Genomic DNA, 2,594 nt, shown 5'->3' with positions numbered 1-2,594 from the left:
ATTTCAAGTTTTGAAGACTCATTTAGATGAGTGTATCCCCAATGAAGAGATTTGTCTATTTTACCAAAACGAGCATATGTTTCAGCAGCAACTAAAATTATATCTAATTTAAGGCATCGCGCTGTAGGATAAAACTCTAAAAATACATTCATAATTTCAATTTTTTCCTCGTAAGATTTAGAAGGATCGAATAATATTAACTCGCTATGTTCGCCTTCATACTCATAGTCACGATATTCACCCTCATAAGAATAAATCTGACATATATATAATTGATTTAAACCACCACCAGCAATAGCCATAAATTCTTTAGTATCACCCTTTCTTTTTCCTTCCTCATAGGTCTTTTCAAAAGTTACTAAGTACAAGTCCCAACCATTTAAAGCTAAAATATTACTCTTAACTTGCCCCCAGGTTGGATTGTCTATATAAGTTTCACTGGTTGCACCTTCAGCAGAAACATTTGTGATATACATTGATCAGTTTTTCCTAACCTAAAAAGCAAAAATATCTTAACCACAAAAAATATATTAACTATATTTTATTGAAGTAGCTAATTCTAGCCATAAATTTAAAGTATTTTTTATTAATAACTTTTATATTTTATTGATTTAAAAGGCGGAAAACTCATCAACCTGCCTTTTAAGATCATATACATTGAATAAAATTTAAACTACTTGAATTATTACCAATTACCTATAATTGATAGTTAACTTTTTCCTTCTTCTTCCTGCTTTACAGCAACAGCATAATCACGAAATCTTTCCATATCTGCCATCAAAGTAGATTCTACTATCCTACCTAAAAATAAGTTATCCATAATCTTAATTAACCAGCCAGGAACTCCATAAGCTACAGTTAATTTGACAATACTACTACCATGTCGGTCGTAGAAACGAATTGCGCCTCGGTTTGGCAAACCATCCACAGATTCCCACTGAATAATTTGATGCTGAACTACTCTTTGTATCTGAGAAAGCCAACTAAATTGGAAATTACCACTGGCTAATTTCCATTGAGATAGATCGGGATTATCTTCCAAAACTTTAACAGATTCAATCCACTTCATCCATCGAGGCATTTGTTCTAAATCTGACCAAAGATTCCATACTAAATCAATTGGAGCAGCTACTTCTATTTGTACACTATGTTCTAGCCAATTAGTCATTTCAGTTATCAGTTATCAGTTATTAGTTATCAGTCTAGACAGTGCAAAGTTCTTAGAATAACTATTGCTAGCTAAAGCTTTCAGCGATCTAAAGGTTAAAAACTTTTTATTCAGAGCTGTAAGTACTGTAAGCCTTTTCCACTAATGTTTTCAGTCTTCAAAGCTAATAGTTTTTTGGAATAACTTTGTACTCTCCAGTTATCATTACCTCTACCTGTTTTCAAGGAAAGATAATTATTAATTATTAATTATTAATTATTAATTATTATCTCTCCCTCACTTAATTTTAACTGGCAGTAACTGGAGTTCGTCCCAAAATATTTTCTACATTTGCCAAAATTGTCTGAGCCGCTTGCTTTCCAGAAATAGTTGCTCCCTCCATACTGTCAATATAATCCTGTTGGGTATAACTACCTGCCAGGAAAAAGTTAGGAATAGGTGTTTGTTGGTTAGGGCGATATAAGTCCATACCAGGAGCTTCCCGATACAAAGACTGAGCCAATTTCACTACACTATACCAAGTCATATTTAATTCCCGTGAAGAAGGAAATAATTCATGGACTTGTTTTAAGACATGATGGGCGATCGCCTCATTATTCTCTTTAATAAAAGGGTCTCCTGGTGTTAACACCAACTGTAATAAAGAACCTTGTCCTTGTCGATAATAATCTCCTGGACTTGTTAATGCTAAATCGGCAAAACAGGAAAAGTCGGCATCTGGAGTATAAAGTAAGTTATCAAGACCAGCAGCACGCTCTAATTGTTCACGTTGGTTTTTATCGTGTAACTCTGTCACCCAACCATCAAACCTGAGCTGTACCGTTGCTACTGGTACTGCATCTAATTTATAGATTTTGTCAAACTCTGGCCATTTGCGCCAAGCTTCGGGCAAAATTCGCTGAATACCCGGTACATCGCAGGCAAACACATAAGCATCAGCAGTAATAGTTTCTTCAGTCTCCCCACTAGCGACAACTATGCCACTGACACGAGTTTCCCCATCATTCTCTGTAAACTGAATTTCTCTAACTCGTCTCCTGGTATAAATTTTTGTCCCTCTTGCCTCCAAATATTCAACAATTGGTTTGTGGAGATATTCGTAAGGAGATCCTTCCAACATCCGCAACACCGATGCTTCTGTTTTTGCAGCAAATAATTGGAATATTGTCAACATACATCGAGCAGAAATATTATCCGCATCAATAAATCCTAGAGCGTAGGCAATAGGGTTCCACATTCGCTTGATACTTCCATCAGAGCCACCTTGGCCACGAAACCATTCTCCAAAACTAACTTTATCCAAATCGCGAATAGTTTTCATCGCCCCATCAAAATCTACCAACCCTCTAACTATGGGACTTGTGCCTAGAGCGATCGCATTTTGTAGCTTATCTTGCACAGATAACTGAGATGTGGTAAAGAAAGC

At 35.8% G+C, this 2,594-nt stretch carries 3 protein-coding genes; all 3 read right to left on the bottom strand.

Going from position 1 to position 2,594, the window contains the following annotated elements:
• Positions 1-476: hypothetical protein (locus AC3DU7_RS21475; protein ID WP_488041338.1), on the bottom strand; the 476-nt coding region annotated here is incomplete at its 3' end.
• Positions 477-709: 233 nt separating this feature from the next.
• Complete coding sequence (locus AC3DU7_RS21470; RefSeq protein ID WP_488041337.1) at positions 710-1,168, bottom strand: SRPBCC family protein; 459 nt, start codon at positions 1,166-1,168, stop codon at positions 710-712.
• Positions 1,169-1,454: 286 nt separating this feature from the next.
• On the bottom strand, positions 1,455-2,594 hold a 1,140-nt coding region (gene zds, locus AC3DU7_RS21465; RefSeq protein ID WP_488041336.1), incomplete at its 5' end, for a 9,9'-di-cis-zeta-carotene desaturase.

Source organism: Okeania sp., assembly GCF_983059655.1.
This window is presented reverse-complemented; position numbering and strand designations above follow the sequence as displayed.

Bases quoted from the DNA above. Each gene is read 5' to 3' on its own strand.
- AC3DU7_RS21470 (WP_488041337.1), bottom strand. From the start codon at position 1,168: ATGACTAATTGGCTAGAACATAGTGTACAAATAGAAGTAGCTGCTCCA.